Annotated in this window: 22 protein-coding genes, 1 tRNA gene and 2 pseudogenes; 4 read left to right on the top strand and 21 right to left on the bottom strand. The window is 60.6% G+C overall.

Features of this window, described 5'->3' with window-relative positions; all coding sequences use genetic code 11:
* Nucleotides 1-74 precede the first annotated feature (74 nt).
* From ACERZ8_RS08160 to ACERZ8_RS08090, 15 genes and pseudogenes are all read right to left on the bottom strand, one after another.
* Nucleotides 75-497 carry an acyl-CoA thioesterase gene (locus ACERZ8_RS08160; RefSeq protein ID WP_407591739.1) on the bottom strand — a complete coding sequence of 141 codons (423 nt, stop codon included), beginning with the start codon at nt 495-497 and terminating at the stop codon, nt 75-77.
* 1 nt (nt 498) lies between these two features.
* The gene (locus ACERZ8_RS08155) at nt 499-888 is read right to left on the bottom strand and encodes a flavodoxin domain-containing protein (RefSeq protein WP_407591738.1); all 390 of its coding nucleotides are present in this window, start codon (nt 886-888) and stop codon (nt 499-501) included.
* Between the two features lie 278 nt (nt 889-1,166).
* The gene (gene boxB / locus ACERZ8_RS08150) at nt 1,167-2,615 is read right to left on the bottom strand and encodes a benzoyl-CoA 2,3-epoxidase subunit BoxB (protein WP_407591737.1); all 1,449 of its coding nucleotides are present in this window, start codon (nt 2,613-2,615) and stop codon (nt 1,167-1,169) included.
* 39 nt (nt 2,616-2,654) lie between these two features.
* Complete coding sequence (boxC, locus tag ACERZ8_RS08145) at nt 2,655-4,313, bottom strand: 2,3-epoxybenzoyl-CoA dihydrolase (protein ID WP_407591736.1); 1,659 nt, start codon at nt 4,311-4,313, stop codon at nt 2,655-2,657.
* 107 nt (nt 4,314-4,420) lie between these two features.
* Complete coding sequence (locus ACERZ8_RS08140) at nt 4,421-5,239, bottom strand: alpha/beta fold hydrolase (protein ID WP_407591735.1); 819 nt, start codon at nt 5,237-5,239, stop codon at nt 4,421-4,423.
* Complete coding sequence (locus ACERZ8_RS08135) at nt 5,239-6,765, bottom strand: benzoate-CoA ligase family protein (protein ID WP_407591734.1); 1,527 nt, start codon at nt 6,763-6,765, stop codon at nt 5,239-5,241. Before ACERZ8_RS08135 ends, ACERZ8_RS08140 begins: the two co-directional genes overlap by 1 nt.
* 86 nt (nt 6,766-6,851) lie before the next feature.
* Nucleotides 6,852-7,724 (bottom strand): amidohydrolase family protein, encoded by an 873-nt coding sequence (locus ACERZ8_RS08130; RefSeq protein WP_407591733.1) that lies wholly within the window; start codon nt 7,722-7,724, stop codon nt 6,852-6,854.
* Nucleotides 7,721-8,194: a hypothetical protein gene (locus tag ACERZ8_RS08125; RefSeq protein WP_407591732.1), complete on the bottom strand. Its 474-nt coding sequence runs from the start codon at nt 8,192-8,194 to the stop codon at nt 7,721-7,723. The genes ACERZ8_RS08130 and ACERZ8_RS08125 overlap by 4 nt, the downstream gene beginning before the upstream one ends.
* Nucleotides 8,195-8,225: 31 nt before the next feature.
* Complete coding sequence (locus ACERZ8_RS08120) at nt 8,226-9,497, bottom strand: AMP-binding protein (protein ID WP_407591731.1); 1,272 nt, start codon at nt 9,495-9,497, stop codon at nt 8,226-8,228.
* Nucleotides 9,494-9,955, bottom strand: a complete 462-nt coding sequence (locus ACERZ8_RS08115; RefSeq protein ID WP_407591730.1) for a MarR family winged helix-turn-helix transcriptional regulator — start codon at nt 9,953-9,955, stop codon at nt 9,494-9,496. The genes ACERZ8_RS08120 and ACERZ8_RS08115 overlap by 4 nt, the downstream gene beginning before the upstream one ends.
* A pseudogene (locus tag ACERZ8_RS08110) lies at nt 9,955-10,669 on the bottom strand (crotonase/enoyl-CoA hydratase family protein). Before ACERZ8_RS08110 ends, ACERZ8_RS08115 begins: the two are co-directional and overlap by 1 nt.
* Nucleotides 10,670-10,790: 121 nt before the next feature.
* Nucleotides 10,791-12,110 (bottom strand): TRAP transporter large permease, encoded by a 1,320-nt coding sequence (locus tag ACERZ8_RS08105; RefSeq protein ID WP_407594216.1) that lies wholly within the window; start codon nt 12,108-12,110, stop codon nt 10,791-10,793.
* 40 nt (nt 12,111-12,150) lie between these two features.
* Nucleotides 12,151-12,708 (bottom strand): TRAP transporter small permease, encoded by a 558-nt coding sequence (locus ACERZ8_RS08100; protein ID WP_407591729.1) that lies wholly within the window; start codon nt 12,706-12,708, stop codon nt 12,151-12,153.
* A 62-nt stretch (nt 12,709-12,770) separates the two neighbouring features.
* On the bottom strand, nt 12,771-13,808 hold the full coding sequence (locus ACERZ8_RS08095; protein WP_407591728.1) for a TRAP transporter substrate-binding protein: 1,038 nt from the start codon (nt 13,806-13,808) through the stop codon (nt 12,771-12,773).
* A 115-nt stretch (nt 13,809-13,923) separates the two neighbouring features.
* Nucleotides 13,924-16,337: pseudogene (locus tag ACERZ8_RS08090) on the bottom strand (GcvT family protein).
* Nucleotides 16,338-16,519: 182 nt separating this feature from the next.
* On the opposite strand from ACERZ8_RS08090, the gene ACERZ8_RS08085 reads away from it, so the two are divergent.
* Nucleotides 16,520-16,930 (top strand): ACT domain-containing protein, encoded by a 411-nt coding sequence (locus tag ACERZ8_RS08085; RefSeq protein WP_407591727.1) that lies wholly within the window; start codon nt 16,520-16,522, stop codon nt 16,928-16,930.
* A gap of 209 nt (nt 16,931-17,139) precedes the next feature.
* Here the strand turns inward: ACERZ8_RS08085 and ACERZ8_RS08080 are convergent.
* Nucleotides 17,140-17,216, bottom strand: a tRNA-Met gene (locus ACERZ8_RS08080).
* A gap of 54 nt (nt 17,217-17,270) precedes the next feature.
* Entirely contained in the window at nt 17,271-18,314 is a 1,044-nt protein-coding gene (gene hemE / locus ACERZ8_RS08075) for a uroporphyrinogen decarboxylase (protein WP_407591726.1), read from the bottom strand.
* A 67-nt stretch (nt 18,315-18,381) separates the two neighbouring features.
* Between hemE and hemC the strand changes: the two genes are divergently transcribed.
* The 3 genes from hemC to ACERZ8_RS08060 all read left to right on the top strand — a co-directional run bounded on the left by hemC (nt 18,382) and on the right by ACERZ8_RS08060 (nt 22,097).
* The gene (hemC, locus tag ACERZ8_RS08070) at nt 18,382-19,338 is read left to right on the top strand and encodes a hydroxymethylbilane synthase (protein ID WP_407591725.1); all 957 of its coding nucleotides are present in this window, start codon (nt 18,382-18,384) and stop codon (nt 19,336-19,338) included.
* 115 nt (nt 19,339-19,453) lie between these two features.
* Nucleotides 19,454-20,392: a fatty acid desaturase family protein gene (locus ACERZ8_RS08065; protein WP_407591724.1), complete on the top strand. Its 939-nt coding sequence runs from the start codon at nt 19,454-19,456 to the stop codon at nt 20,390-20,392.
* A gap of 73 nt (nt 20,393-20,465) precedes the next feature.
* The gene (locus ACERZ8_RS08060) at nt 20,466-22,097 is read left to right on the top strand and encodes a tetratricopeptide repeat protein (protein ID WP_407591723.1); all 1,632 of its coding nucleotides are present in this window, start codon (nt 20,466-20,468) and stop codon (nt 22,095-22,097) included.
* A gap of 4 nt (nt 22,098-22,101) precedes the next feature.
* Here ACERZ8_RS08060 and hemF read toward each other — a convergent pair whose 3' ends face one another.
* From hemF to clpS, 4 genes are all read right to left on the bottom strand, one after another.
* On the bottom strand, nt 22,102-22,995 hold the full coding sequence (gene hemF / locus ACERZ8_RS08055; RefSeq protein ID WP_407591722.1) for an oxygen-dependent coproporphyrinogen oxidase: 894 nt from the start codon (nt 22,993-22,995) through the stop codon (nt 22,102-22,104).
* Nucleotides 22,996-23,063: 68 nt separating this feature from the next.
* Nucleotides 23,064-23,867 (bottom strand): SDR family NAD(P)-dependent oxidoreductase, encoded by an 804-nt coding sequence (locus ACERZ8_RS08050; protein ID WP_407591721.1) that lies wholly within the window; start codon nt 23,865-23,867, stop codon nt 23,064-23,066.
* 2 nt (nt 23,868-23,869) lie between these two features.
* Nucleotides 23,870-24,850, bottom strand: coding sequence for a class I SAM-dependent methyltransferase (locus ACERZ8_RS08045; protein WP_407594214.1), 981 nt, complete (start codon nt 24,848-24,850; stop codon nt 23,870-23,872).
* Nucleotides 24,851-24,853: 3 nt separating this feature from the next.
* Complete coding sequence (clpS, locus tag ACERZ8_RS08040; protein WP_407594212.1) at nt 24,854-25,195, bottom strand: ATP-dependent Clp protease adapter ClpS; 342 nt, start codon at nt 25,193-25,195, stop codon at nt 24,854-24,856.
* Between the last annotated feature and the right edge of the window lie 21 nt (nt 25,196-25,216).

The raw sequence follows: 25,216 nt of genomic DNA, 5'->3' as shown, positions 1-25,216 counted from the left end.
TTGGGTGATGTCATGTACTGTTTTACAAGTGGTTCAAGAAGGGTTTAGCCCGCCAAAACCGGGCTTCAAGGCTGTCAGACGCTGCGCACCAGGGGTGCGATGATTTCGCGCAGGTCAGCGGGCGGACGCTGGCTTTTGAATTGATCCGCAATGACGAACACACAGGTAAACGTTCCTTCAAAACAAACGGTTCCATCCTGACGCGCCAGCATTGAAAAGGTGATGGACGTCTCGCCCAGCCGGCTGGGCCACACTTCGCACATCAGACGGTGTCGCGGGGTGACGGGGGCGCGAAAGTCCATGCTCAGATGAACAAAGGGCGTGCCGATGTTGCGGTCCAGTTCCAGCTGATACCAGCCATCGCCGCCCAGATGCGCCTCCCACCACGCATTGATCGCATCCAGCGCAAACCACGGCAGGCGCGCGGTGTAGGCGATGCGGGCCGGGTCGCAATCGCCCCACGTGACGCGGATTTCGTGAATGAACGGGTCAAGCACGTCAGGCAGCTTTGGCCGCCTGCAATTGTTCGATGATGCCACTCACCCATGGCAACGCCACGTCCTCGGGCATATCAAAGCCGGACGCATCGTGCAGACCGCGTTCGCCAACCATCTCGGCCTTGCGGTCCAGCAGCATCTGCATCAGCTTCATCGATCCGTGGTTGAACGTCTCGGAAAACACCTGATCGCCAAGGCCAAAGATCGCAAAGCGCACGCCGGTCAGGTCCGGGGTCTGCTCTTGCATCGCCTCTTCGAACGGCAGCGCGGTCGAGGGCAGATCGCCGTTGCCATAGGTCGACGTCACAAAGATGTAGAACGTGTCCTTGGACAGCGCGCCCGGGTCCACATCTGCAAGGCTTGAGATGTGGCAGTCATAGTCCGCCCCCAATTCCGATCTCGATGTCCTCGCACAGCATCTCGGAATTGCCGGTCTCTGACCCGTAATACAGTCCTACTTTCATCCTGATCCTTTTCCTCAATGCCGCGTGACGGGCGTGGCGCCGCGCCGATACTGGCGGCACATCTCATCCTGCTCGTCCCGCGTTAACATCATGTAGAGCGACAAACACATCCCTCTACATCCATCGCATTCAAGCGCACAAAACGCGCGGGTTTGGTGCGTGCTTGCAGGCAAAGTCGAACGGTTGATCTGCATGGTGTCCTCCCTCAGGCCATGTGCAGTTTGACGTATTCGAAATCACCCGGCTTGTTGTCGATGCCGACACGGGGCGGGGCGATCCAGCTTGCATACTTTCCGGGTTCAAAGCACGGCTTCATGAGCGACTGGATGAAGTCGCCGTCGGCCTTTGTCGGCAACCATTCAGCCTCGCGCGCGGCCCATTCCTCGGCGCTGATGAACGCACCCTCGGGCGTGATGGGCTGGTTGGCAAAGATGCCAATCTTGCGATGGAACCCTTCGTGCGGCAGCTTCAGCTCGAATTCGATGCCTGTGCGCTGAATTTGCTTGTTCCAACGGCGCAGCCCCCCGCTTGCATCGCGCACGTAATCGTCGCGCAGGCGCATGTTGATGGCCGTGAGGGCAGGCACATCCTCGGTCACGATCTGCCCGTCCTTGATGCTGGCGACCTTGTAGGTGTCGTTTTGCAGCTTGTGATCATCCTCGATCCGCTGCTCCAGATAGCGCCCCTTGATGCCCGCATTGAACGCGTTGGCGGCGTTCGTGCTGACCTCCTGCCCAAATAGATCCAGGGAAAGAGTATAATGCAGGTTCAGCTTTTTCTGGATCGTGGGCAGGTCGATGACCCCCAGATCGCGGATCTTGTCGATGTCGTAAGGATCATCGATGCCGTTGGCCTGCATGGCCTCAAGCGTCGCCTGAATGGTGCGCCCCACGCCGGTCTCGCCAACAAACATATGGTGCGCCTCTTCGGTCAGCATGAACCGGCAGGTGCGCGACAGCGGATCGAACCCGGATTGCGCAAGGCTTTCAAGCTGCATCTTGCCATCACGGTCGGTGAAATAGGTGAACATGAAAAAGGACAGCCAGTCCGGCGTTTCCTCGTTGAAGGCACCCAACATGCGCGGCGCTTCTTCGGAGCCGGATGAGCGGACAAGCATGTCATCGGCCTCTTCGCGCCCGTCCTTGCCGAAGTATTTCTGCAGCAGATAGACCATCGCCCAAAGGTGCCGCCCCTCTTCGACATTCACCTGAAACAGGTTGCGCATGTCGTATAGCGACGGCGCAGTCAGGCCGAGGAATTTCTGCTGTTCGACCGATCCCGGTTCGGTATCGCCCTGAATCACGATCAGCCGTTTCAGCATATTGCGATATTCGCCCGGCACCTCCTGCCAGGCAAGCTCTCCCTTGTGCTCGCCCATCGGGATGCGGCGATCCTCCACCGCCGGGGCCAGCAGCACGCCCCAACGGTATTCTGGCATCTTCACATAGTCGAATTTGGCCCATCCCTTCGGGTCCACGCTGACTGCTGTGCGCAGATAGACCATGCTTTCCTGAAAATTCTGCGGGATCAGATGGTTCCACCAGTTGATGTAACCGGGGTGCCATTTTTCCAGCGCTTTCAGCACCTTACGGTCCTGCGACAGCCCCACATTGTTGGGGATCTGTGAATCGTAGCTGACGTTAACCAAGTCCATCTTTCATCTCCTCTGTTGCGGGCGGCGGGCGTCCGCGCCTCACACACGTTCCATGTCGTAATTTCCGCGTACACCAGTGCCATAGCGTTGCAGCGCACCTTCGGCCCCCACGGCATTGGGGCGGTTGAATATCCAGTTCTGCCACGCAGTCAGACGGCCAAAAATGCGCGTCTCCATCGTCTCGGGTCCGGCAAAGCGCAAGTTGGCCTCCATCCCGGTCATCGCATCCGGGCTGAACGACGCGCGCTCTTCCATAAAGATGCGGATTTCGTCCTCCCAATCAATGTCATCAAGGATCACCGTGACCAGACCCAGTTCGTCGGCCTCTTCAGCCTCCAAAGGCTCATCCATACGTTCCTGAATGTGATCGACTCCATCACCACCATAAAACCGCGTTTCCAGCCGCGTCAGGTCATTGCCCATCGGATAGGCACCGAAATTGCCAGCGCTCAGGGTCACTGTGGCAACGGGGCGATTGTCGCCCTCAAACTCATCTTCCATCATATAGCTGCGATCGACCGACCACAGCAGTTCCGCCAGAACACCGGCAAAACAACTGCCATGCTCAACCAGCGCAACCATAGATCGCGAGGTCACATCGACCCGCTTCAGCACCCGTTTCCAGTATTTCAGAACTTCATTGGCCAGCCAGTGGTCCGCGTTTTCCAGCAGCAGTGCTTCATGCGCCAAGACCTGTTCCGGATCGCCTTGCGTGCGGAACACCAGTAACCCCAATTCGACTTCGTTCAGGCGCAGATGCAGGATCGCGTCGTCCAACTCGCGCGCGAGGCGCAGCATATAGGCCTGATCGCCCTGCACCTGAAAGGCGTCCATATCAGCAGGTGCAGCATCCCGTGGGCCGTTCAACGTGATTGTCGCGCGACGTGCGTCACGTTCAACCACAACCTCGATCAGCGAATAAGTCACCGACCCATCATCCGCCATTGTCTTGTCAAGCGGGCCGAGGGCAATGCCCTGTTCCACATCTGCCTTGGACGAGGTGGCGGCAAATTCCTGCGCGCGCTCGGCCACAACAGCATCAAACTTGGAATTCGGAACCGCCTCGTCCACCAGCTTCCACTGCACGGCCCGCTTGCCCTTCACACCTTCTTCGGTCGAGCAGAAGACATCCGCCAGATCGCGGCGCACATGGCGCTTGTCAGTGACGCGGGTCAGACCACCAGTGCCGGGCAACACGGCAAGCAAAGGCACCTCCGGCAGCGCGACCGAGGACGAGGAATCATCGGTGAGCATGATGTGATTGCACGCCAGCGCCAGTTCATAGCCGCCGCCCGCACAGGCCCCTTTGATCGCCGCGATGTATTTTTGGCCACTGTCCGCTTCGGCGGCCTCGTAGGTGTTGCGCGTCTCGTTGGTGAATTTGCAAAAGTTGACTTTGTGCGCATGTGCAGCGCCCCCCAACATCCGGATATTGGCCCCTGCACAGAACACTTTGTCCTTGGCCGACTGCATCACAACGACTTTTACCTCGGGATGCTCGAACCGCATCCGCTGCACCACGTCAGCCAGTTCAATGTCCACACCCAGATCGTAGGAGTTCAGCTTGAGCTGATAGCCATCGAACAACCCACCATCCTCGTCCACATCCATGAACAGATTGGCGACAGGGCCATCATAGTCCACGCGCCAGTGGCGATATCTGGACGGGTCAGTTTGAAAGTCGATGATCTTGGTCATAAATCAGGGCTGCTCTTTCTCGCGCGATTACGCAGTATCTTACATCATTCCCACGCGTCAGTGCGGATTGCGGCACAGAAATCCAAATATATGCACTTTATTGCTGTTTATGCACTTTCGGGGATGTGCACATCCGCATTTTCGAACTGCTGGAGGCGCGCGCAAAAGGCAACGATTTCTGCGGTGACCTCTGCCTCCCGCTCCTGATGCGGCGCGTGTCCGCATCCATCCAGCACCAGTACCTCCGCCGGGGCATAGGTGCGTTCTTCGACCTCGTGCACCTGCGCAAAAGTGCCGTATGGGTCTGCTGTGCCCTGAATGGTCAGAGACGGCACACGCCAATGATCAATTGCATCCGCCACGTTCCAGTTAGCAAAACCGGGGTCAATCCAGGCATCGTGCCAGCCGTGAAACGCGACATCCGGGGTGTCATGATGGCGCGCCAGCTTGTCCCTGAGGTCGCCATCGGCATAGGCACGACCTGCTGCGTGGATCGCCTCTATGCCCTTTGCTTCGGCAAAGAAATGGGGCGCCAAAAGGATCAGACCCCGCACGCGCATATCTGACACCGACCCGGCATAGATGCCTGCAATCGTCGCACCATCCGAATGGCCCAGGAGGACACAGGATTGGACCTCCAGCGCATCCAGCAGCGGGCCCAGCACATCACGCGCCTCCCGCTCCATGTAGTCGAGTGGGCGCGGCAGGGTATCCGGCGTTGACCGGCCATATCCCGCGCGGGAATAGGCCAGCACACCCATGCCTGTCTGCTCGGCCAACAGCGCAGGCCATGTGCGCCACAACCCGACGCTGCCCAACCCCTCGTGCAGCAAGACGATCGTTGGCGCCTCGCTCGGCTCTGGCCCCCAGCACCCATACTCAAGCGAATGGCCTGCAATCTTGACGACCCCTGCACCCCACACCATCACGCATCCTCCCGCAGCTTGAACCGTTGAATCTTGCCCGTCGCCGTCTTGGGCAGGCTGTCCACGCATTCGATCCAGCGCGGGTATTTCCACTTGCCGATGCGGTCTTTCACATGCTCTTTCAGCACGCCTTCCAGATCGTCGGGGCGGTCGCCCTGCATCACGACAAAGGCCTTGGGCTTGTCCAGATCATCCTCGTCCCGCTTGGCGACCACAGCGCATTCAAGGACTGACGGGTGGCTTGCAATGGCCTGCTCCACCTCGAACGGGCTGACCCAGATGCCCGACACCTTGAACATATCATCGGTGCGCCCGCAGTACACAAACCGCCCGTCCGCGCGGCGTTCGTACTTGTCACCAGTGCGCGTCCATACACCTTCGAATGTTTCGCGTGTCTTGTCGCGCTTGTTCCAGTACCCCGCAGCAGCCGATGCGCCGTTCACCAGCAGCTCACCCACTTCGTCCACGCCCACCTCGACCCCCGCCTCGTCCACAAGGCGCACGTCATATCCCGGCACCGGCACGCCGGAGGTGCCATAGACCACATCGCCCGGCGCGTTGCTGAGAAAGATGTGCAGCATCTCGGTTGATCCAACGCCGTCCAGAATGTCGACACCCGTCAGCGCGTGCCACTTGGTGCCGACGGATTCAGGCAACGCCTCGCCCGCCGAGATACATACGCGCAGCGGCGCGTCAGGTGCCCCATTGGTCTGCATATGCGCCACCATCGCAGCATAAAGCGTTGGCACGCCACAGAAAACCGTCGGCCGCTCATCCGCAATGATCTGCACGATGCCTTCCGGGGTCGGGCGCCCGCCAAAGATCACGACCGTGGCCCCGACCGACATCGGAAAAGTCATGGAATTGCCCAGACCGTAAGCGAAAAAGAACTTCGCGGCGGAAAACACAACATCATCCTCACGCACACCAAGAACGCCAAGCCCGTAAGTGTCCGCCGTCGCGCGCAGTGCCGAATGCACGTGATGCACGCCCTTGGGCTGCCCGGTCGAACCCGAGGAATACAGCCAGAATGCGGTCTCATCGTCGCTGGCCTCAAACGCTGGCAACGGTTCCGCGCCCAGCGACATGAACGATGCGTAATCCAGCGTATCCGCCTGCGCCTCGCCAATCACGACAACACTGCGCAAGTATGGATTGTCGGCCAGCACGGGGGCGACCACATCGAACAACTGCTCGGACACCACCAGCATCGTGGCACGGCTGTCGCGCAGAATGGCGTCGTAGACCGGGGTGGCCAGCAACGTGTTCAGCGGGACCGGGATGACACCCGCCTTGAGAGCACCCCAGAACAGGATCGGGAATTCGATCTGATCCAGCACCAGCATCGCCATGCGTTCCTCGCGGGCAATGCCATGGGTGGTGAGCGCTGTGGCCGCGCGCCCGGATGCGTCCGACAACGCGCCATAGGTCAGCGTGCGCCCGGTTTCGGCCTCGCGAAAGGCAACTTTCAACGCGCGCCCTTCATCCACATGACGGTCCACGAAATAGCTGGCAGCGTTGCTCATGCGTCTCCTCCCAAAGGCGCGGGGTTCATGCGTTATACTGCGACCTGCGACATCCCGCCGCAATGAAGCCATACATGATGCGCAATTTACTGCAATCCCAGCAGGCGCGCCGCATTTTGTTTCAGGATATCGGGGCGCACCGCGTCTTTGATATCGATGCCCTCAAAGTCATTCAGCCAGCGTTCCGGCGCGATCATCGGCCAGTCCGACCCGAACAGCACTTTCTTTTTCAGGATCGAGTTGCAGTAGCGCACAAGGATCTCGGGAAAATACTTCGGCGACCAGCCGGACAGATCAATGTAGACATTCGGCTTGTGCTGCGCGACGGCAAGGGCCTCTTCCTGCCAGGGGAAAGACGGGTGGGCGAGGATGATCCGCAGGTCCGGAAAATCCACTGCCACATCGTCCATATACATCGGGTTGGAGTATTTGAGGCGCATCCCGTTGCCGCCCGGCATCCCCGATCCAACACCAGTCTGGCCCGTATGGAACAGCGCGATACCGCCTTCCGCCTCGATGGCCTCATAAAGCGCATAGGCCATGCGGTCGTTGGGGTAAAACCCTTGCATAGTCGGGTGAAACTTGAACCCCTTGATGCCGAAATCACGCATCAGTCGCCGCGCTTCGCGCACGCCCATCTTGCCCTTCCAAGGGTCAATACTGGCAAAGGGGATCAGAACGTCCGCATTCTCTGCTGCGATCTCGGCCACTTCTTCATTGGCATAGCGGCGATAGCCCGTTTCCCGCTCTGCATCGACGGGAAAGATCACCGCGGCGATGTTCTGGGCGCGGTAATGCGCGGCCGTCTCGGGAACAGTCGGTGGATGCTTCCACGGTGCGCGAAAGTACTCCGCCATGGTTGATTGCAAATGGTCATAGCCGTCGTCGCCGTGGCAACCGCATGGCTCTTCGGCATGGGTGTGGATGTCGATGGCGCGGATGGTGTCCAGATCAATCATATCACGATACTCGCCGGGTCAGTGTCATCATAAAGGCGCTCCACAAGGTCCGCGCGACGTTCCAGCAACCGGGCAAAATTGATATTGCCCTTTGCCGTGACTTCGCCTGCGCCCATGTCCAACGGGTCAGCCAGAACAAGGGCGCGCACCACAGTACGGGCGGACCCGGTTGTCACGGATGCGATGTCATGCATACGCTCTCGTATGCGCTCAGCGCCAGTGCTGCGCAGCGCCCCGTTTTCGTTTGTGCCATCCCGCGCTTCCGGTCCCGGAACGATCAAGATACCAACTTCGTCCCGCCCATGCCCGCACACCACAACGTCCTGCGCGAACGGGCCAAGACAGGTCAACATCTCCAAACGCAGTTGCGCTGCATGAACCCATGTCCCGGTGCTCAGTTTGAAATCTTCGCTCAAGCGTCCGTCAAACTGCAATCCGCGCTCCATCACCTCCGAATCGACAAAGCGCATAGCATCTCCAGTTCGGAAAAACCTCTCTTCATCAAAGGCTTCTTCCGTTTTCTCCGGATTCTCCGTGATACCGCTCAAAGATGTTCGGGCCTTTCACCCGCACCTCCATCCGGCCTGTTCCGTCATCCAGCAACTTGGCCGTGACACCGGGCAGCGGCACTCCGACAATGCCTGCCCCTTTGGCCGGTTCGTGCTGCAGAAAAGTTGCGGGCGCTGTTTCGGTCAGGCCCCAGCTTGAGGTGATCAGAGGCATGCGACCTGCCGTGTCCAGCGCCATACGTTCCAGTTTGGACCACGTCTCTTGCGGCAGGGATGCACCTGCGTAGAAGATCATGTCGAGGTCGCGGAAGTAAGTCTCCCGCAGCGCCGTGTCGGCCTCAAGCGCCTGTGCCAGTTGCGCAAAGCCGAAAGGCACGTTGAACGATATCGTACCCGCCACCAATCCAAGGTTTTCGAGCGTGCGCGGGAACAGCGCAGGCAGCGGTTTGCCATCGTCAATATTGAGCGTGCCACCATTGGCCAAAGCAAGGTTGAAGTTGTGCGATCCGCCAAACACGTGGTTCCACGGCAGCCAATCGACCAGAACGGGCGGACGCGCCTCAATGAAAGGCAACGCATCACGAATCTGCGCCTGATTGGTCGTCATCATCCCATGTGTTGTCTCAACCGCCTTGGGATCAGATGTCGACCCCGAGGTCAGCAACAGCTTCGCGATGGTATCCGGCCCGACGGCCTTGTGCGCCGCGTCCACATCCGCGCGCCCTTGCATCAGGCTGGCAAGCGGCATCGCACCGCTCTGTCCAACGTCGGAGCACACCACAGGGCAGTCAAACAACCGCAATGCATCCGCGTAGGCGTCACCATCTGCGGCGTAGACCAGCCCCGGTTTGATCAGGTCAGCCACGTATTTCAACCGCCCGTGCGCATCAGGGATCAGGCTGTACTGTTCGGCCACGGGCACCGCGACGAGGCCCACATATTGCGCGGCCAACGACAAAAGCGCGTGATCCACCGAATTTCCAGACAGGATCAGAATGGGGCCGCTCAGCCCACGCGCCAGCAATCCAGCCGCAAGCGCGCGCACCTGATCCCGCGCCTCGGCATAGGTGACTGAGCGCCACCCGGCCCCCGACCGTTCTGCCAGAAACACCGTGTCAGGCGTCGCGTTCGCCCAGCGGTCCAGCCACACACCGGTTGATCGATCCACCGGACCCAGAGGATATCCCGAATGCAGCAGAATGCTGCCATCCGCACGATCCTCGCGGCGCACCTTGTGCGGAAGCAGCCCCAGATGCTCGGTCATGCCCGCCCCTCGATCAGCGCAAATGCCTTGCGCAACGTCCCGACCTCGTCGCGGGTCAGGCCGTGCAACATGCGGGCATCATGTGCTTTGACCGCAGCCTCGGCGCGCGCATAGACCCGCCGCCCGGCCAGTGTGCACTGCAACGCATAAGCGCGGCGATCCTCAGGCGAAGGGGCGCGAATGACCCACCCTGCTTCCTCAAGCTGGTCCACATAGACCACGACATTGGCCCGTTCGACCGCGAGTGCCGTCGCCAATTGGCTGGGCCGCAGGCCAGGGTTCTGCACGATCAGGGCCAGCGCCGAATAGGTCAGCATCCGCAGCCCGAACGGCTCCAACGTGCGGGTGAGGTCGGCCTGCAGCACGTTGAACGCGCGCTTCATCTGATACCCGACAAAATCGCGCAAGGCGGCGTCGGACACCTCTGCACCGTCCGCAATGGCATCGGGGCGCGCCATCAGCGAAACCTCGGCGCGCGTTTTTCAAGGAAGGCGGCCAACCCTTCGACTGCATCCGGGCTGGTCTGGGCAAGTGCTGCACACAAGGACTCAACAAACAGACCGTCACTGCGCCCCATGTCATGAATGCGCGCAATGCCTTGGATCATCATGTAATTGCTGAGGGGCGCGTTGCCCGCAATCTGCCCAGCAATCTCCATCGCGCGCGGCAGCGCCTCGCCCGCACCCACAGCATAATGCGCCAGCCCCATCGCGACTGCATCGTCCGTGCCGTATTTGCGGCCGGTCAGCATCATTTCGGTCATCCGGTCCGCGCCAAGGATACGGCCCACGCGCACTGTCGCGCCGCCACCCACAAAGATGCCGCGCCGCCCCTCGGGCAGTTGAAAGATGCAGTCTGGTTCCGCGATGCGCACATGGGTCGAGGTGGCCAGTTCCAGCCCGCCGCCGATCACGGCCCCCGTCAATGCCGACACCACAGGCAGGCCCGAGGATTGCACGCGGTCCATGACCGCATGCCAGCCCCGCGAATGGTGCAGCGTTCCTTCGGCATCGCGCGCCACGTGCTCGCTCAGGTCCAGACCGGCGCAATAATGGCCACCCGCACCATGCAGCACCGCCACGCGCACACCTTCGGGCGGGGCGACAAAGAATGCATCGATCTCGGCCAGCAAACCATCGGACATGGCGTTGCGCTTGCCAGTGGCGGTTCATCGTCAGAACGGCAATCGCCCCGTCAACGTCGATCTTCAGGGTATCACCCATGCCCGTTCCTTTTGTTATGCCGCATAACTATCTAGGCACGATCTGCCAAAACCGCGCAAGCCCGCCGACCTCAGGCCGGGATCAGGAAGAGCGTGATGACCGGAAAGGCGACGAGCAGAATGACCCGCACGATGTCCGACCCGACAAAGAACATGACGGCCTTATAGGTCTCGGTCATCGGCGTTTCGCGGTCCATTGCGTTGATGATGAACAGGTTCATGCCCACGGGCGGTGTGATCAGCCCGACCTCGACCACGATCAGCACGAGAATACCAAACCAGATCGCCACATGTTCGGGCGTCATTCCGAAATCGAGGCCCGAGATGACGGGGAAAAAGATCGGAACTGTCAGCAGGATCATCGACAGGCTGTCCATCACGCAGCCAAAGATCAGGTAAAAGACAAGGATGACCGACAGCACGAAAAACGGGCTGTAGTCCTGCCCGAGTACGAAATCCGCGAGGTATTGCGGCGCGCCCGACAGCGCGAGGAAATTGTTGTAAAGCGCCGCACCCAATACGATGAAAAAGATCATGGCGGTTGTTTTTGCCGTCCCGATCAGTGCCTCGCCCAGAATGCGCCATGACAGGTTCCCGCCCACAAGCGCCACCAGCCCTGTGCCCGCCGCGCCGATGGCCGCCCCTTCGGTCGGGGTGAACCACCCGGCATAGATGCCGCCGACAACCACGACAAAGATCACCAGAACGGGCCAGGTTTCCGCCAGCGCCTTCCAGCGTTCGCGCATGGGAACCGCCGGGCGCGTCCCGGCAGACCCGGGATAAAGGCGCACATAGATCGAGATGGTGATGACATAACCGATGGCCGCCAGAATGCCGGGGATAAAGGCGGCCAGAAACAGCTTGGCAATGTTCTGTTCGGTGATGATCGCATAGATCACAAGGATGACCGAGGGCGGGATCAGGATGCCCAGCGTGCCGCCAGCGGCCAAAGTCGCCGTCGAAAACCCGCCCGAATAGCCGTAGCGTTTCAACTCCGGCAGTGCGACGCGGCTCATCGTGGCGGCGGTGGCCAAAGACGACCCACAGATCGCGCCAAACCCCGCGCAGGCCCCGACAGACGCCATCGCGACACCGCCCCGGCGGTGGCCCAGAAAGCTTTCGGCGGCCTTGAAAAGCGCGCTCGACATGCCGGACAGGGTCGCGAATTGCCCCATCAGCAGGAACATCGGGATGATGGTCAGCGAATAGTTGGAAAAGGTGGTGTAGGTCTCTGACTTCAGCTTTGCCAGAATGGGCGTCGGGTTGCCGTTCATCGCAAAGATCCAGCCCAGCAGGCCGCACAGGAACATGGCAAGGCCGATGGGCGCGCGCAGGAAAATCAAGCCCAGCAGGATTGGAAAGGACCAGAACCCCAGTTCGAGGCGGCTCAGGCCCACAAACTGGACAATGTCGCGGATCCACTCCATGCGCTTAACCTTCGGGCAGGATCGGGCGGCCGGTCGCGGCCTCGGCGATCCGCGCCCATGCGCAATAAATGGCAGTCAGGCTTGCGATGGCGGCAGCCCCCACACTCGCCGCATAGGACCACCAGACGGGAAACTGCAGAAACAGCGTGGTTTCGCCGTTTCCGAGATAGCGCAGCATCCCTTCGTAGAGACGCAGGCTGATAAAGACGATGATGGCGGCCAGCACGACCTCCCAAAAGGCGCGCAGCCATGCCAATGACCGGCGCGGCAGGGCCGAGGTGAACACATCCACCGTCGCGTGCTGTCCGTAGAACTGGCACACCGGGAAAAAGGCAAAGATGGCAAAGGCAACGCCGGCTTCGGTCAACTCATAGCTGCCGTTGATCTCGTCGATGCCACTGGCGATGAGCATCTGCCCGAACCAGCTTTCGCCCAGCGCATGGCCCAGCTTGGACAGTTCGCGCCCTACGATCGACAGCGTCGTCAGCACGATCAGAATGACCAGCACGATCCCACCGATCACCGCCGACGCACGCGACAGCCATTTCACCACACGGTGCATAAACGCCTCATTTCAAGAGAGAAAACGGGGCCACAGCACTGTGCTGTGACCCCGCAAATGGCTCAGCCCTCATAGGCGTCCATCAATGCGCGGGCTTCGTCGATCAGGGCCTGACCGTCGATGCCCTTGCTTTCCATATCGGCGACCCATTCGTCAAAGATCGGCTGGGACACCTCTTTCCATGCATCCAGATCGGCGCCCGAAACCGTGACGATGTTGTTGCCGTTGTCCACCGCCAGCGCACGTGCCGGTCCGTCTGAATCCGCCTGTGTGCCGCCCGCAAAGATGCTGAACTCAAGACCCGAATTGTCGTCGATCACCTTCTGCAGATCGGCAGGCAGGCCTTCGTAGCGATCCTTGTTCATCGCCAGCACGAAGGTCAGCGTGTAAAGGGCGTTGCCCTCGAACTCGGTATGGTGGCCGACAAGCTCAGGCACTTTCAGCGCCGCGGTGACTTCCCACGGGATCGTGGTGCCGTCGATCACGCCCTTGCTCAGCCCCTCCGGCACCGCTGGCACAGGCATGCCCACAGGGGTTGCGCCCATCTTTTCCAGCAGAATGTTCACGGTGCGCGACCCGCCACGGATTTTCATGCCTTCCATGTCGGCAGGCGTCTTCACTTCCTTGTTCACGTGCAGCATGCCGGGGCCGTGCACCCATGTACCAAGGATATGGACGTCCTTGAATTCCGTGTCCTTCATGTGCTTTTCAAACATCTGCCAATAGGCCGACGACATCGCCCGTGCGTCTGTCATCATAAAGGGCAGCTCAAACACTTCAGTGCTGGGATAGCGCCCGGGTGTATAGCCGACCACGGTCCAGACGATGTCCGCAACCCCGTCAATGGCCTGATCCATCAACTCTGGCGGACGGCCACCCAACTGCATGGACGGAAAGCGGTCGATCTTGATGCGGCCGTCGCTTGCGGCTTCGACATTGTCTGCCCAGACATCAAGGATCAGCTTGGGCACATTGGCCTGTGCGGGCAGGAACTGGTGCAGCGACAACGTCACCTCCTGCGCCTGCGCGGCCCCCCCTACACCCATCGCAAGGGCCGCGGCCCCCACCATGTTCAGGAATGATTTGCGAGTGATAGACATATGATTTCCTCCCTAGGTCCGGTCGGGCATTCAGCGCCTGACTCGTTCGTTCGGGGGAATTGTTATGCAACGCAGCCAGACCTGTCACGCGCCTTTGTAACTTTCGGCTTGTCCCTCATCCCCGTGGCAGGGTCGTCTGCGGATCATAGCCGCCCGGGGCGATCACCTGCGCTTGCACCAACTGGCCAAGCATGTCGATGCTCAGTTCGGTGCCGATCTCTGCCTGATCGGGGCGCACAAACGCATAGGCGATGTTCATGCCCAGCCGATGCCCCCAATCGCCCGACGTCACCGTGCCCACAACGGCGCCCCCCAGCATCACGGACGCCCCGGGATGGGCAGGCGTGGTTGTGGAGTGGACCTGCAAACTGACCAGCTTTGCGCCAGGCCCCTTGGCGCGCCGCGCCTCCAGTGCCGCCTTGCCGACAAAATCCTTGTCCATCTTCACAAACCGGTCCAGCCCCGTCTCGAACGGATCGAATTCGGTGATCAGATCCGCTTTCCAATGCAGATACCCTTTTTCCATCCGCATCGATTCCACCGCCCGCGCGCCGAACAGGCGCAGGCCATGGGCCTCACCGGCGCTGCGCAACGCGAGGTATGCGGCATAAAGCTGTGCGTTGGGCACATGGATTTCATAGGCCAACTCGCCCGAAAAACTGACCGACATCACCACCGCCGGTGCAATCCCGATGAACGCACGGCGCACCGACAGCCATGGAAACGCCTCCCTTGACCAATCACCCCGGCTGCACGCGGCCAGCACATCGCGCGCCTTGGGGCCTGCCAGAACAAGGATCGTGTGATCATTGGTGAGCGACCGCAGCGTCACGTCAAACCCGTCCGCGTGGGCAGTCAACCAGTCCAGGTCATGCCATTCCGCCGCCGCCGCTGACCCGAACCAGACCGGCCCGCCGGGGATGTTCGCCACCGTCGCTTCGGCTTTGATGCAGCCGTGATCGTTCAGCAGATAGCCAAGGCCGACCTTGCCGGGTTTCTGGCTCACCCGCCCACAGATCATGTGATCAAGAAACGCATGGGCATCCGGCCCCGCCACTTCGATCCGGTTGAATCCGTTGACCTCAGCCAGACCCACACCCGTCTGCACGGCGGCCACCTCACCGGCCACCACCTCAAACGCTTCATCGAAATGAAACCCATGGGTGACCTCGAAATCGGGCGAGGGCTTGAAATACTCCGCCCGTTCCCACCCGTTCACAACCGTGAACTCGGCCCCCTCTGCCGCCAGTACCGGGGTCAGCGGAGTCGTCTTGATCGGGCGACCGGCGGGGCGATGTTCATGCGGGAAATGAAAGCGAAACTCGTTCTGATAATCCTCAATGGCCTTCAGCGCCGTCAACTCGACGTTGCCATGTCCCGTGAACCGCCGCGGGTCGATCACCCACGTGTCAAAACACGCCTCGCCATGCACGATCTGCTGCGCCAACAGCCAGCCATGGCCACCCCCCTCGCCCAGCCCAGCGCGCAATCCGATGATGCAAAACGCATTGCGTTTGCCCGGGATCGGGCCAACCAGCGGCGCACCATCAATCGTGTAGGTGATCGGCCCGTTCACCACGTTCTTGATGCCCACTTCCATCAATGCAGGCATCCGCTCAAACGCGCCTTCCAGCACATCCGTGATCCGGTCCAGATCATCGGGGCACAGATCATTGGAAAAGTCCGGGCTGATCCCGTCCATCCCCCACGTCCTGCAGTCCTGTTCATAAAAGCCCAGCAGCAGCCCGTTCTTTTCCTGCCGACAATAATAGTCGCTGATCGGACAACGCAGCAGCGGCATGCGGTGGCCTGCGGCGACAATGTCGGGGATCTCGTCGGTGACGAAGTACTGATGCTCCATGGACGCCACGGGGTGATGCACCCCCATCATCGCGCCAACTTCATTCACGCGGTAACCACAGGCGTTGATGACCACCTCACAGGCAATGTCGCCCTTGCTGGTATGCACGGTCCAGCTGTCATCCTTGTGCTGGGTCAGCCCGGTCACGTTTGTCTGACGGTACACCTCCGCCCCGGCCTTGCGGGCACGGCGCGCCAGCGCCTGACACAAGGATGCGGGGTCAATGTCCCCATCATTGCCATCCCAAAGCCCCCCAACAGGTTCTCGGTCGAAATCAGCGGATGGCGGCGCGCGCACTCGTCGGCGTCGATCACCTCGAACTCCACCCCCATGCCGCGCGCCATCGACGCAAAATGGCGATAGCCATCCATCTGCGCTTCTGTATTTGCCAACCGAATGCCGCCATCCCCGTGATTGTACTGCACGGGGTAATCGGGATCGTCGCGCAGCTCTTGGTACAGTTTGATCGAGTGGCTTTTGAGGCCCACCATCGTCTGCGTCATACCAAAATTCGTCACCTGCGCGGCGGAATGCCATGTGGTGCCGCTGGTCAACTCGTCCCGTTCAACCAGCACAACATCGCTCCACCCTTCTTGGGTCAGGTGATACAGGGTCGAACAACCGGCAATGCCGCCGCCGATCACAACGGCACGTGTCTGGGTTTTCATCGGCTTACCTCGGGAATTTGGGTGTTCTCGGCAAGAATGAAGAACAGACCGTCCGGGTCAATCACCGCCCCGCACCTTCAGCGTTCTGAAAACATGCATTTGCTGACATCAAAGTCAGGCGCAATTGCGCAGGAGGTGCTGCGCGTTTGACATGGCCCGTGCGTGCTGCGTCTGATGCGGTCATGACAGTCAAAGACACCACTGCCATGATTGCGGCCATGACACCTCAACTGACGCAAGGGTCATGGGTCTATTGTTTCGAACCTGATCCTGAGCGCGTCGCCACGCTCATGGACGATGCCTTTGCCATGATCCGCGAGGTCGAGGGGGTGACACTGATCCTTCCCGCCTGCGTGGCAGCCGCGCAGGGCCATGACAGCGCGCGCGCAATGCGCCTGATCACATTGAGCGTGTTTTCCGACCTCGAAGGGATCGGCCTGACGGCTGCCGTGGCGCAGGCCCTGACGGATGCGGGCATCTCCTGCAACGTGGTGGCCGCCTATCACCACGACCATGTGTTTGTGCCCGAAACGGATGCCAAAGCGGCTCTGGCCGCGCTGCAGAAGTGCCAGCTTGCAGCAGCGCAGAAATGAACAAAAGGTAAATCCGCCTCTGTAACCCCTTGAAAAGACGTAGCCCAAGACGCGTCCCAGCGTGGGACACTGTTTCAATGGTGATGAAAAGGAAATGGTGGCATGGGGGAGACTTGACCTCCCGACGCAGAGTGGACGCGAAAGCGGACGCGCGTCCGTCGGGCCCTCCGCTCACCGGGACCTGTCAACCGGAACCAAAGGGGGTGCGATGGTGGCGTGGGGGAGACTTGAACTCCCGACCTATCGATTATGAGTCGATCGCTCTAACCAACTGAGCTACCGCGCCATGGAGGCGTGACCTATGTCAGCCCCCGCGACTCGTCAAGGCCGAAATCCGGCTTCAGCCCCCGCGCACCGTCTCGATCATCAGCGTAACGTTTTCCGGGTCCGCATCCGGCGTGATCCCATGACCGAGGTTGAAGATATGCGGCCCGCCCGACAGCGCTTTCACGATGGCGCGCGTCTCGTCCACCAAGGCCTGCCCGCCCGTCACCATATGGGACGAGGCAAGATTGCCCTGCACACAGCCGTCGACCTGCACATGTTTGGCTGCCCAATCCGCAGACACGGAATTGTCGAGCGCCACGCAATCCACGCCCGTCTTGGCGTGGAACCCGATATACCCATCCCCCGCCTCGCGCGGGAAACCGATGATTGGAATGCCCGGATGGCGGGCCTTGATCGCCGCCGTGATCTCGGCGCAGGGCACCACGGCATATTTCTCGAAGGCATCGCCTTTCAGCGACCCGGCCCAGCTGTCAAATATCTTGACCACCTCGGCCCCCGCCTCGATCTGGGCCGACAGGTACTCAATCGTGGCCGCCGTGATCCGCGCCAGCAGCGCCTCAAACAGCTCCACATTGCCTTCGCGCAGCGCATGGGCAGGCCCCTGATCCGGTGTACCCTGACCCGCAATCATGTAGGTCGCAACCGTCCACGGCGCACCGGCAAAGCCGATCAGCGTGGTTTCTTCGGGCAATTCACGGCGCAGGATTTTCACCGTTTCATAGATTGGGTTCAGCGTGTCATGAATGGCATCCACAGGCTTGAGCGCGTCGAAATCCGACTGCTGCGTGATGGTTGACAGGCGCGGCCCCTCGCCCGTCACAAACCAAAGATCGGCGCCCAGCGCCTGCGGTACCAACAAAATGTCAGCAAACAGAATCGCGGCATCAAACCCGTAGCGGCGAATGGGCTGCAACGTGACTTCGGCGGCCAGTTCGGGATTATAACACAGCGACAGGAAATCCCCGGCCTGCGCCCGCGTGGCCTTGTATTCGGGCAGATAGCGACCCGCCTGGCGCATCATCCAGATGGGCGGAGTCGGCAAGGCCTCTCCGGCAAGGGCCCTCAGTATCGTCTTGGATTGAACCGCATCTTTCATCGCCGCCAGCCTTTGTCCCGTCGTTTCCAGTTGTCAGGATAAGTTGACACACCTAAAAGATAAACCCATGACAGTGCGACTTCCCAACACAACCGCGCCGCTGAAGATCGGCACGCGCGGCTCACCTCTGGCGATGGCCCAGGCCCACGAAACCCGCGCGCGTCTCGCGGCCGCATTTGACCTACCGTTGGACGCGTTCGAGATCATCGTGATCAAGGTCACCGGCGATGATCGGTCGATGATTGCGGCTGATCGCCCGCTCAAGGAAATCGGGAACAAGGGCCTGTTCACCCGCGAAATCGAAGAAGACCTGTTGTCCGGAAAAATCGACATCGCGGTGCATTCGATGAAGGACATGCCAACTGTGCAGCCGGATGGTCTGATCCTCGACACTTACCTGCCGCGCGAGGACGTGCGCGATGCGTTTGTCTCGCCAAACCTGTCGCACCTGACCGAACTGCCCCAAGGCGCAATCGTCGGCACGTCGTCCTTGCGTCGCCGTGCCCAGTTGCTGAACAAACGCCCCGACCTCAACGTGGTCGAGTTTCGCGGCAACGTGCAGACCCGGTTGAAAAAGCTGACCGAGGGCGTTGCGTCCTGCACCTTTCTTGCCTGTGCGGGCCTCAACCGGCTTGAGATGAAAGATGTGCCTGCAACACCCGTGGCCACCACCGACATGCTGCCCGCAATTGCCCAAGGGGCCATCGGCATCGAACGCCGTACGGACGACAACAACACCGCCGAGATGCTTGCCGCGATCCACGATGGTGAGACCGGGCAGCGCCTAGCCTGCGAACGCCAGTTTCTTCTGACGCTGGATGGTTCGTGTGAAACCCCAATTGCCGGGCTCGCGACATTGGACGGGACAACTCTGACGTTGACAGGTGAAGTCCTGCGCCCCGATGGGTCGGAGGCGCTGTCTGACACACTGTCCGGCGCCATCACGGATGGACCAGACATGGGCACAGCACTTGCGAACACGTTGCTGAAACGCGCGGGCGCGGGGTTTTTCGACTGGCACTGATGCAGCTTGCATGTTGCGCGAAATGTGTCGGGGCATCAGGTCATCGCCTTGGACGCAGCGTTGCCCTTGACGCACCGCACCCCCAGCTTCCACGATGAGAGTGGAGGAGCGAGCGATGACTCCGGGCAAAGCATATCTTGATCCAAGCGACATCAGACCCTTGGCGGCGCGGTCCGACGTTGCTGGCGCGCTGCTGATACTGCATTGCTGGGGCGTGATCGGGGGTGCGATTGCACTCTTTGCCATCTGGCCGAACCCGTTGACCGCGTTGCTCGCCGTCCTGCTTATCGGTTCGCGCCAGCTTGGTCTTGCCATCCTCATGCATGAGGCGGCCCATAACGCGCTGTTCAAAACACGCGCATTGAATGAATTTGTCGGCACGTGGCTGTGTGGCTGGCCGATCATGGCGGACCTTGCGGCCTATCGGCACTACCACCTCACCCACCACCGTTTCACGCAAACAGACAACGACCCCGATCTGGTGCTCAGCCAGAACTTTCCCACCATGCGCGCGTCCTTGAAACGCAAATTTATCCGCGACCTGACCGGGCAGACCGGGATCAAACAGCTGCGCAGCCAGATCATGATGTTCATCCGCCTCGCAGGCGATGACGACGCGATTGAGGCTGCCAAGAGCGATGCGGCTCAGGCCTTCAAATCCAATACGATCTATACGGCGTTTCCGGTCTTTTTCGGGATCGCGCTGGTGATCAGCCTTATCGGAGACTGGTGGTGGGGTATCGCCTTCTGGATCGTGCCCTACCTCACATGGTTTCAGTTCGTCCTGCGGGTGCGCAATATCGCTGAACACGGCGCAACCGAAATGTCCGAGGACCCGCTGCGCAACGTGCGCACCACATATGCCGGGCCGCTCGCGAAGACTTTCGTCGCGCCCTATTGGGTGAACTATCATCTCGAACATCATATGGTCATGCATGTGCCCTGCTGGCGTCTGCCGCGGTTGCATGACGCGCTGGTCAAGCGCGGTCTGGGTGACAGGATGAATGTCGCATCGAGTTATCGCGCCGCGCTGGCCGAGGCGGGCTGGCGCTGAACAAAAGGGCGTTTAGTATCGCGCATCAGCGTGTAGCCTGATCAGGCTTTTCATTTTCCAAGGGAGGTTTTCAGTGACTGCTTATTTCGATCTTGGCACGTATTCGCGCCCCGCCAGCACAGTTCCAGATGCACAGATATGGTTCGACCGTGGGCTGGTTTGGCTGTTCGCCTACAACCATGAAGAGGCGATTGTCTGCTTTGATCACGCCCTTGCCACTGACCCCGCTTGCGCGCTGGCCCATTGGGGCATCGCCTATGCCATCGGCCCGAATTACAACAAACCGTGGGAGGTGTTTTCCCCCGAAGAAAAGGCACCCGCACTGGCCCGCGCCCATGCCGCACTGAGCGCCGGACTGGCCTTGGACAGCGCCAGTGAGACAGAGCGCGCCCTGCTGCAGGTGCTCGCCTCGCGCTATCCCACCGACCCTGCCATCGAAGACTATCAACCGTTCAACGACAGTTTCGCGGCCGCGATGAAGCCGGTCTACGATGCCTATCCCGACGACCTTGATGTCACATTTGTCTATGCCGAAGCGCTGATGAACCGCACGCCGTGGCGTTTGTGGGATTTCTGGAAAGGGATACCCAACCCCGAAGCATCAACACTTGAGGCCCAGGCCGTCCTTGAACGCGCTTTTGAGAGCCCGCAGGCATGGGACCATCCGGGGCTGTTGCACATGTACATTCACCTGATGGAAATGTCGCCACATCCCGAATTGGCACTGCGCCATGGGGATCGCCTGACCGGATTGGTGCCGGATGCAGGGCACCTCGTTCACATGGGGACCCACATTGATGTTCTCTGTGGCGATTATGAAAACGTATTGTCGCGCAATCTGGCCGCCGCAAAGGTTGACGACAGGTTCAAATCCCATGCGGGCGCTGCGAATTTCTATGCGCTCTATCGCATCCACAACCTCCACTTCGCCCTTTATGGCGCGATGTTTCTGGGCCAGCGGGGTGCAGCGATTGATGCAGCCCAACGCCTGCGGGATGAAGTGCCGGACGAGGTCGTCCGCGTCTATCCCGACCTTTTCGAGACCTTCGTAGCCGCCCTGCCGCACGTCTATATACGCTTTGGCATGTGGTCAGACATCCTTGAGCTGGAACTGCCCGAGGACAAGGCGCTTTATACCACGACGAACGCGCTGATCCTGTATGCGCGCGCTGTCGCCCTGGCCAATCTGGGGCGGCACGACGAAGCCGAAGCGGCAGGTGCTGCGTTTGATGCCGCATATGCTGCTGTCCCCGAAGACCGGTACCTGTTCCAGAACGCGGCGCGCGATGTTCTGGCGGTGGCCGAGCGGATGATGCGAGGCGAGATCGCCTTCAAGGCCGGGCGCACTGCCGAGGGGCTGGATCATCTGCGCGCCGCCGTGAAATGCGATGACGGTCTTTTGTATGAAGAACCGTGGTCATGGCCCCAACCCACCCGCCATGCGCTGGGGGCACTGTTGATGGAGGCCGGAGATTACGCAGAGGCGGAGGCCGTCTATCGCGCCGATCTGGGACTGGATGGCAAACTGCCAAGGCCCAGCCAGCACCCGCGCAACGTCTGGGCCCTGCACGGGCTGCACGAATGCCTGCAACGCCGCGGTGAAACGGTGGAGCGCGCCCATATCAAGGCGCAGCTGGATCAGGCGATTGCCCGTGCCGACATCCCGATCCGCGCCAGTTGCCTGTGCCGGGCCGCGGCAGCCTGATAGGTCACACCCATTTGGCAAGCGGCGGCAGGCTCATCAGCACGGCGTTGGCATCATGTCCGGTTTCCAGGCCGAACTTGGTGCCCCGGTCGTAGACAAGATTGTATTCCGCATAAAGTCCGCGATGGACCAGTTGCGCATCCTTGTCCGTGTCGTCCCAATCCTGCATCCGGCGCTTTTCGACGAGCGGCAGGTAGGCGGGCAGGAACGCGCGGCCAATGTCCTGCGTCAGTGCAAAATCCGCCTCCCAATCCCCGGTGCAATGATCATCCATAAAGATGCCGCCGACACCGCGCGCGCGGCCCCGGTGCGGGACATAGAAATACTCATCCGCCCAAGCCTTGAGCTTTGGGTACAGATCCGCCCCATGCGGGTCGAGGTGGACGCGCTGCTGGTCGTGGAAATGGGCGGTGTCCTCGGCATATTCGATGCATGGGTTGAGGTCTGATCCACCGCCAAACCACCACGCATGGGGCGTCCAGAACATGCGGGTGTTCATGTGCACCGCCGGAGCGTGCGGGTTCTGCATATGTGCCACAAGGCTGATGCCAGACGCCCAGAACCGCGGGTCATCCTTCATCCCGGGAATGCCCTTGCGCGCGGCCATGGCCATCTGCGCGCGTTCGCCAAGAGTGCCATAAACGGTCGAGATATTGACGCCGACCTTTTCAAAGACCCGGCCGCCGCGCATCACGCTCATCAGGCCTCCGCCTGCATCCGACCCATCATCCGAGGTCCGCTTGGTCTCACTCACCTCAAACGCGCCCGGTTGCGCGTCGGCGAGTGGGCCGACCTCATGGCTGGCTTCCAGCCCTTCGAACGCGGCGACGATATCGTCACGCAATTGGCGAAACCATGCAGAGGCGCGGGTTTTCTGGGTGTCGAACTGTTCTGTCATGGGCACTGTCCTGTCAGGTTGACAGTTTTCTAGCCCAAGCCCGACCCGGTGGCCAAGGGCAAAAGCACCTAGTGTGCGGGTGCCTCGACCGCATCCAAGAGACTGCGCCCGCCATCCACCGTCATCACGTCGCCGGTCACGAAACCCGACCCGTCCGAGGCAAAGAACTGCACCGCATCCACCAACTCATTGGGACTTGCGATCCGGTGCAGCGGCGTGTGCAACTCGATCTCGTCGCGCCAATCCGGGTGGTTGCCAATCGAAGACTTGAGCGACGCCGACATCACGGACCCGAACGCGACTGCATTCACGCGAATGCCGGAGGGCGCAAGTGCCAGCGCCATCGACTTGGTCATCTGTTCAAGACCTGCTGAAGCGATGGAATACCCCAACAATTCAGGCCGTGTCTGATGTGCGGCAATCGAGCTGAGGTTGATGATGGACCCTTTGCTGCCCTCACTTTCGCTCCCCTCGTTCTGCTTGATCATCCGGCGCGCGACCTGCTGCGTCAGACGCAGCGCAGTCATGACGTTCTGCTGAAAGAGGTCGTCGACCGACTTGTCATCAGGGTCAAGCGCGTCGGTTTCCATCACTTGCCGCGAGGCGTTGACGAGGATGTCGATCTGATCAAAGGCATCTATGGTTGCCGAAATCAGATTGGCGATGGTCAGGCGTTGGCGCAGATCACCGGCAAAATAGCGGATGTTGGCATCGTCCGGCATATCGCCCAACTCTTCGGCCAGCCGCTTTTCATCCATGTCCGCGCACATCACGTTGGCCCCGCGATCCGCAAATTGCCGCGCGATGGCCAGTCCGATGCCATTGGCGGCTCCGGTCACAATGGCGGTCTTGCCGCTGATGGAAAATGACATTGTTATCCCCGTTTGCGCTTGGGTCGTTCGGCCCGCACCAGTTTGAACCGCGCATCGCCGTCCAGATCAACTACTTTGGTAAAGGCTTGTTCCAGCGCGTCTTCGTAAGGCAGGTGGCGATTGGCCACCATCCACAGCGCGCCATGCGGTTTCAGTACCCGCGCCGCCGCCGCGATGAAGGCGCGGCCAAGTGACGGATCGGCGGTGCGGCCTGCATGAAACGGCGGGTTCATCACCACTGCATCAATTTGCTCTGGTGGTGTCCACGTCGTCGCATCGGCCCAGTGAAACTGCGCCCGCGTGTCGGTCACGTTGTGCCGCGCGCATTGCAGGGCCATATCGTGCGCCTCAACCAGATGCACCGCTTTGACGTCGCGGGTCAGGATGTAAGCCGACAGGTATCCCCACCCGGCCCCCAGATCGGCAACAGTGCCCACCATCACCTCGGGCAAGGCCTGCACCAGCAATTCGGATGCCGGATCGACTCCGTCTGCGGAAAACACACCCGGCGCAGTCCAGAACCCGCCGGGCTGCAGTTCAGGCCCCCCGGCCCAGTCTGCGAAATCCGCCCCGCCCTCCGCCCAGTAAATCTTGCCATGGGCTTTGGAAATCGGCGCGCTGACATCGACACGGGCCCGCAAAGCCTTGAGCATCGAATCCGCACCATCCGTCTTTTGCCCGTCTACGATCACGGGGCCATCGGTGCGCGCCATTGCGGCGGCAAGCAACGCCTGCGCTTCGGCCCGCGCACGCGTCAGACAAACGACCGAGGCGGCAAATCGCGTATCCTTGGGCAGTTCCGGAAGCACCTGATACCCTTGGGCAGCAAACCCGGCACACACCGTCGCCATGGGCGAAACGACCAGGACACGATGCTTTGGCAACGCCGACAGGTCGGCCCCCTCGCGCGGATGGAGCACGGCAATCAGACCGTCGCCCGGCAGCGTGACCGCTTCGAGCGCAAGAGGCAGGCGATCAGCGATCACTTACTCTTCTTTTTCCATTGTGCATTGCAGGGGGTGCTGATGGCGGCGGGCATAGTCCATGACCTGGGCCACCTTGGTCTCGGCAATCTCGTGGCTGAACACACCGACAACCGCGAGGCCCTTCTTGTGGACCGTCAGCATGATCTCGAACGCCTGCGCGTGGTTGAGACCAAAGAAGCGTTCGAGAACATGGACCACGAATTCCATCGGGGTATAGTCGTCATTCAGCAGCAGCACCTTGTACAAAGGTGGCCGCTTCGTCTTGGGTTTGACGTCAGTGATGACAACGGTATCGCTGTCATCGTCTTGTGGACCTGCCATCATATGCACGTTGGGATGCATCTGCGTCCTCATCAAACCTAG

The sequence above is a fragment of the Tateyamaria armeniaca genome, from assembly GCF_045797845.1.
In the GTDB taxonomy this organism is placed as follows: Bacteria; Pseudomonadota; Alphaproteobacteria; order Rhodobacterales; family Rhodobacteraceae; genus Tateyamaria; species Tateyamaria armeniaca.
This window is presented reverse-complemented; position numbering and strand designations above follow the sequence as displayed.